The 6,218-nt window shown below is 63.5% G+C and carries 5 protein-coding genes; 4 read left to right on the forward strand and 1 reads right to left on the reverse strand.

Annotated features, from left to right (window positions below; all coding sequences use genetic code 11):
* The first annotated feature begins 45 nt into the window (after positions 1-45).
* The 4 genes from ACY693_RS13480 to ACY693_RS13495 all read left to right on the forward strand — a co-directional run bounded on the left by ACY693_RS13480 (position 46) and on the right by ACY693_RS13495 (position 4,469).
* Positions 46-867 (forward strand): glycosyltransferase, encoded by an 822-nt coding sequence (locus ACY693_RS13480; RefSeq protein WP_462322345.1) that lies wholly within the window; start codon positions 46-48, stop codon positions 865-867.
* 289 nt (positions 868-1,156) lie between these two features.
* Positions 1,157-2,851 (forward strand): flavin-containing monooxygenase, encoded by a 1,695-nt coding sequence (locus tag ACY693_RS13485; RefSeq protein ID WP_462322346.1) that lies wholly within the window; start codon positions 1,157-1,159, stop codon positions 2,849-2,851.
* Positions 2,848-3,474: a DUF6962 family protein gene (locus ACY693_RS13490; protein ID WP_462322347.1), complete on the forward strand. Its 627-nt coding sequence runs from the start codon at positions 2,848-2,850 to the stop codon at positions 3,472-3,474. Before ACY693_RS13485 ends, ACY693_RS13490 begins: the two co-directional genes overlap by 4 nt.
* 35 nt (positions 3,475-3,509) lie before the next feature.
* Positions 3,510-4,469 (forward strand): fatty acid desaturase, encoded by a 960-nt coding sequence (locus ACY693_RS13495; protein WP_462322348.1) that lies wholly within the window; start codon positions 3,510-3,512, stop codon positions 4,467-4,469.
* Between the two features lie 159 nt (positions 4,470-4,628).
* Here ACY693_RS13495 and ACY693_RS13500 read toward each other — a convergent pair whose 3' ends face one another.
* Positions 4,629-5,903, reverse strand: a complete 1,275-nt coding sequence (locus ACY693_RS13500; RefSeq protein WP_462322349.1) for an ISL3 family transposase — start codon at positions 5,901-5,903, stop codon at positions 4,629-4,631.
* Positions 5,904-6,218: the final 315 nt, after the last annotated feature.

Raw genomic sequence — 6,218 nt, forward strand, 5'->3', positions numbered from 1 at the left:
TTCGCCAAGCTCCTGTTGGACATGCGACCCGATTTGGTCGTCTCGATGCTGCCGGTGCTCAATCCCGCCATGATCGACGCCATCAGTGCGTATCGCGGCGGCACGGTTCCCTTCGCGATCATGATGACGGATTGGGCCGAGATCTCCCCCTTCGTCTGGTTTCCCAGGGGAGCGGACTATGTCGCGATCACCGGCACCGAGACGGGTTTGAAGCGGCTGCGCGCCAAGCGGCACCCGCCAGCGCGCACCTTTGCGACGGGTGGGATGCTGATCCGCCCAGCGTTCCTCGAGCCGCTGCCTGTCGACATCGGCGGCGCGCGAGCGAAGCTCGGTTTGGAGCCCGACCGGCCGACCCTCGTGATGACCTATGGCGGGCATGGCAGCCCCCGCATGCTCGAGCTTGCCCGTGCGCTGGCCACTGCCGGCTCCCAGTCGCAGATCGTCTTCCTGTGCGGGCGGAATGACACGCTCGCGGGTGAACTCGCGTCGGAGCAGCTGCCGTTCCCGCATCTGGTCTTCGGCTATCGCGACGACGTTCACCGGTTGATGGCGATCGCCGACCTCTTTATCGGTAAGGCCGGTCCGCAGTCGGTATCCGAGGCACTGGCGCTTGGGCTAACGCTACTGATCGACGCGCATCGCGTCCTGCCGCAGGAGCGGGCGCTTACGCGCTGGGTCGTCGCAAAGGGTGTTGGAACGACGTTTAGACGCCCCGCGCAGTTCGTGCGCGCCGTGCAGGTGTTCACTCCGCGGCCTCGCCCGGAGACATCAGGCCGAGCGGTGCGGTGCAACACCGCCGCAACGGATATGCTCCGAATCGTCGATACTCTGGTTACGCCGGGCCCTTATCCAGCAGATGCCAAATGACATCCTGAGATGGCGTTGCCCACCCCGAGCCGGGGTTCGAGCGGCCCGGCGTCGGTCGGTAGACTGCCGGCAGGAGAGGAACGTTGGCGGCGCCAACTCTGGATGCATGTCGCCTGCGGTCTGCCGGGGTGACCTAAACCGGTCGAGTCCTGGATTCTTGCATGCATAGAGATAGGGCATGAAAATCAAATGATTAGGGTCGTTCTTGCTTTTCCCTCAATGCGTCATTTTTGAACACGACTAGGGGCTCTGCCATGGCTCGAAAAGCCGAACTTGTGAAAGTAGATCCATGAAACCGATCACTGATCTCCTTGTGATCGGCGCCGGCTGGGCCGGCCTCTATGCCGCCAAGTATGCCCGCGAGGCTGGGCTCGAGGTGACACTCCTGGAGCGCCGAGCCGACCTCGGCGGGGTGTGGAACTATTCGGACGATCCCGCCACCATCACCGTGATGCGCAACACGGTGTCGTCGTCCTCGCGCCATGTGACTGAGGCGTCGGACCTCTCGATGGGGTCAGAGGCCGGAACCTTCTTCCGTCATCAGGACGCGCTCGCTTTCCTGAGGCGCTACGCCGAGCGGTTCGGTCTGACCGAGCGCATCGTCACCGGCGCGCGGGTTGCGCGCGCCCGGAAGATAGACGGCCTATGGCAGGTTGAGACCGAGGACGGTCGCAGCTTCCGGGTCGAGCGGCTCGCGGTCGCAACCGGTGTCCACCAGCGTCCCAGGCCGATTACCGGGCCGGTGGCCGATTTCACCGGTGCCTTGGTCCACACCGCCGAGCTCAAGCACCCGCTCGACCTGGGCGTCGGTGCCGGTGATCATGTGATCGTCTATGGCGGCGGTGAGACCGCGGCGGACATCGTGCACGACCTGGCGAGCGAGACCGGCGCCGACCTCACCTGGGCGGTTCGCGGTGGGCAGCACTTCTTCCGCAAGGCGCCCCTGCGGCGTGGGCAGCCGCCGGGGTTCTACGCGCGCGACGACATGGCCCTGGACGAGTACTCGTCTGGGCTGATCGGCTTGATGACGACTCCACAGAAGGCTGCGCGAGGGATGCGTCATCTCGGCAATCTCGCCACCTCGGGCAGCGTCTTCTCCTACCAGGGCCACGGCGTGGCGGAGTGGCAGAACGATCTCCCCCTGTACCGCCAGTTTTTCAACAAGAACGGCCATGCCCTCGAGCATGTCTGGAACGGTCGTGTGACCCCGGCGCGGGGCATTGCGCGCTGTGTTGGCGACAGGGTCGTGTTCGAGGACGGTCGCGAGGTCCGCGCGAGCCACATCGTTTGCTGCTTCGGCTACCAGCCTGATTTCTCGTTCCTGCCGGAAGAGCTGGCCGCGGTGCCAACCGACCGCCTGCACCGGCTCGTCTTCCATCCGGACGACCCCTCGCTCGCCTTCTTTGGCTTCGCACGGCCGACCATCCTCTCGTTGCCTTATATGATCGAGCTCCAGTGCATCTATGCCGCGCGTGTGTGGTCCGGGCGCGTCGTCCTTCCGGGCGCGGAGACCATGCACGCCGAGGCAGAGGCCGATGCTGCCGCGCTCGACGCCTTATTGGGTTACGCGCGCAGTAACCCTAACATCACCTGCCCGTTCTGGTACCTCGAGGTGATGATGAAGGCCATGCAGGAGGACAGCCTTCGCCAGCTCTTCGCGCGCTTCGATCCGCGTCGTGACTGGGGGCTGTTCTCAAGGGCGGTGCGGGTACCGGCATCGCCGCTACTGCTGCGGCTCATGACCTCCGACGCGGTTGGATCTGACGAGCGGGCGCGGATGGATGAGTACGTCTCGCCGATGCCGTTCGGCTTCCGTCGCCGTGATGTCTCCCTGCTGCGCTATGTCCTGACCTACGGTCTTATGATCGGTCTCTCGCGGCTGCTGTGGCTCGACGAACTGTTCGACGTCGTCGCCCGTCGCCGCATCGCTCGCCGCGGCCGATCACTGGCATCGAGGCCGGCGTCAACCGGAGTCACGCCATGACCGAGCTCGCGCTCTCCGCTTTGACCAATGCCATCCTCGCGGTCTTCATCGCCTTTCTGGCGGGTTTGTCCTTCCGTTCGGATCAGGATCGGACCTCCGCCGCCGGCCTGTTCGCGCTCTATCTCCTCCTGGCGGCGCTGGCCAATCTGCTCGGCACCATCCACCATGGGTTCATCGAGGGCACCGGCCATCCAGCGGATATCCCCATGCGCAGCGCAACGCGCGTTGTGATTGCGCTGGGCATCTTCACGTTGCTGATGTCGACGGCGCGACAGTTCATGTCGATGCTGGGTTTGCGGATCAGCTTCGGAATCGGTCTGATCGCGCTGGCGGTCACGGCCTGGATCGTCGCGACCCAGGACAACCTCCTGGTGCTGGTCGCGGCAAGCTCCGTGGTGATGCTGCTCACCCTCGGTCTGCATCTGCGCGGGCTTCGCGAGGGCTCCGGCTCCTGGATGATGTGCGTGGGCATCCTGCTTTCGCTGGCAGCGTCCATGCTGATCCCGCTGGGCAGCGAAGGGGTTGCCGGTCTCGGTCTCTACGGCACCTTCCACGTCGCTCTGATGCCCGCATTTCTGTTTCTCTACTTCGCCGGCCGCGCCCTCAAGCGCCGCGTCGCCTAAAGCATCATCGCACGACGGTCATGAGGTCCAGCCATATGGCGCAACAACGCCCCTCCGCGATCGACAAACAGCACTACAAGCTTGATATGCGCCGCTACTATCGCGACTTCGCGATCGACTTCAGTGGCTTCCTACTCGGCTTTATCTGGCTGCTGCATGCCGAGGGGGCGATCAGTATGCTGCTGGCCTACCTGCTTGCCGTCGTGTCGATTCACCGCGCGAGCATCTTTGGCCACGATATCGTTCACCATTACCAAGACCCGCGCATGTGCCGCTTTCGCCTGCTGTGGGATTACAGCGCCGGCGCCGTCTCGCTGTTTCCGGTGGTCCGCTTCTACAAGCCACATCTAACGCACCATGCGCCAAGCAGTTTTCGCACCGCCGCCGACCCCCAATACCTGCTGCTGCGGCACAACCCTGGATTTGCGGTTGTCGTCCTGCTGCTCGCGCCACCGGTGCTTCCTCTCGTGAATCTGCTCCAGGTCGTTGCGGCCGGCCTCGGGGGGACTGCTGGCGAGGCTGCAATCGCCAGGTTCCTAGAGCGCCGCGGTGTCCGCCGGGCCAACATCCCGGACGCGCGGCATCGGCGCGAGATCGTCGCCCGCAGTCGCTTTTCGCTGGCGCTCCTGGTCTTGGTCGGCGTCCTCGCCCCCGAAGCCCTGCTATGGCTCTACTTGGTGCTCGCCGGCGGTTGGCTGCTGCTCGCACTGCATGTCCCGCTGGAGCATGGGCTTGAGACGCTGCTCGAACGTCCCTCGAGCTGGCACGATCAGCGCAGCGACAGCTACACCGTCATCTCGCCGTTTGCCGATATCCTTCAGCCGCACGGGATGAAATACCACACCGCACATCACCTGTATCCGATCGTTCCGTATCACAACCTCCCGCGCTTGCACGCGGAGCTTGCGGCACGCGATCCAAACTACCGTGCGCGGATCATCAGCCTCTGGGACGCGATCCGCGGGCCGGCTAGGGTTGGCGCGACAGTCGATTGAGGAGCCTCACGCGCGCTGGCAGGCCAGTTCACCACCGACGGAATACGGCCGCGTCGTGATACAGTGATCTCGCAGCGTCGATCATTGGCGTCCAATAATCGCAATCTGAACCTGCGGAAAAATCGGTTCTTTCGCGATCTGTGTGGGCGACCATTGGGGTCAGATTGAGGCCGGAAGCGCGCCCACGGGCTTGGTAGGACGGCGGTAGGGTGTCGAGGGAAGATGGACGAGCTTACCAGCGATGAGATAAGCCATGGTGATCAAGTTGTAGGAGGTTCGGTAGCCACGGGCACGGGCCTTAGCCGCTTGGATGAGAGAGTTGATGCCCTCGACGCGGCCGTTGGAGAGACGCGAGTCGAAGGCGTTGAGCACACCCTGCAGATGCTTTTTGAGTGTCAAGGCCAGGCGCTTGAACGGCTCAAGACGACACCGGCGCGCCCACTGATACCACTTGTTGAACAGGATCGCGGCGTGCTCACGATCGGCGGCACAGGCGTAGAGCTCGCGCAGCGCTTCTTTCAGGTGCCACGCCCGTGTCGTCTTCAGCCGGCTGCGGCGCAGATCGTGGAACTGATTGATCTGGCGGGTGTTCCAGCGGGAGCGGTCCTTGAGCCAGATCCAGCGGCTATGGCGCAGGCCGGGCTCACTTTTGACCTCAGCACGGCGCACCTGCTCGAGTGCTTCATTGGCCAGTTGAATCACATGAAAGGCATCGAAGGTGATTTCGGCATTGGGCAGGTGCTTGCGCGCTCCGGCCTGGTACGCCGCGGACATATCCATGCACACAGCGGATACCGCCTTCGGGTCGCCACCGTGCTCAGTGAGATCGTGCGCGAACTGCTCGACCGTGCGCTGGTCGCGCCCCTCGCAGGCAAACAACAGACGTTGCCCATCGAAGTCGTGAAACAGCGTGATGTAGCGTTGCCCGCGGCGCGAGGCCGTTTCATCCACCCCAACAGCACGCACCGCGCTGTAATCAGCCCTCTGCCGAGCGCGCTCGACGTAGTGGCCAAGTACACGCCAGATCGCATCGTCACCAACACCGAGCAAGCGAGCAACCGTGTTCACCGGCATCGACGCACTGAGCGTCACCAGCAACGCCTCGAACAGTTGCGTAAAGCCGCTGCCGGGACGGGCCCAAGGTGCCGCCACCTGGGTCGTCTGCCCGCACTGTTGACAGCGCACCCGCGGCAGCCGGGCGTGAATATAGGCCTCGTACTGGAAAAAGTGCAGGTGGCGCCAGGTGCGCTTGCGCGTGTCATGCACCGCTTGGTGCTCGGCACCGCAGCCCGGACAGGTGAAGCGGCTGCCCTTGGCAAAGTCGACCTCAAAGTCGATCCGTCCCGCCTCGGCATCAAAGCGAACGTCGCTCACTCCCCAGGGCGCAGACAGACCAAGGGCGGCGGTAAACAAGCGGTGCTCGGTGGACAACATCGGCGCTTTCCCAGTGGTGGTTTTTTACTGGATCTGATCCTCTCCGAAGCCGCCGGCAGACGCAATCTGACCCCAATGGTCGCCCACACAGATCGCGAAAGAACCATATAATGTCGAAGGCGGCGTGCGCGGTCATACTTTAATACTTGTTAGCAAAGCTGCCGACGGTAGCGAACAAGAATCCATCGAGGTGATCCCTAGATTGCGTCATACACACCTCCGGCATCATGTTGGCGTGCAGGTACTGGAGACATGGGATGGCGACCTTGCGATAACCTATTGCATATTCTCCCGTACACCAGTGCTTGGCGATCG

Source organism: Halochromatium sp., from assembly GCF_054919635.1.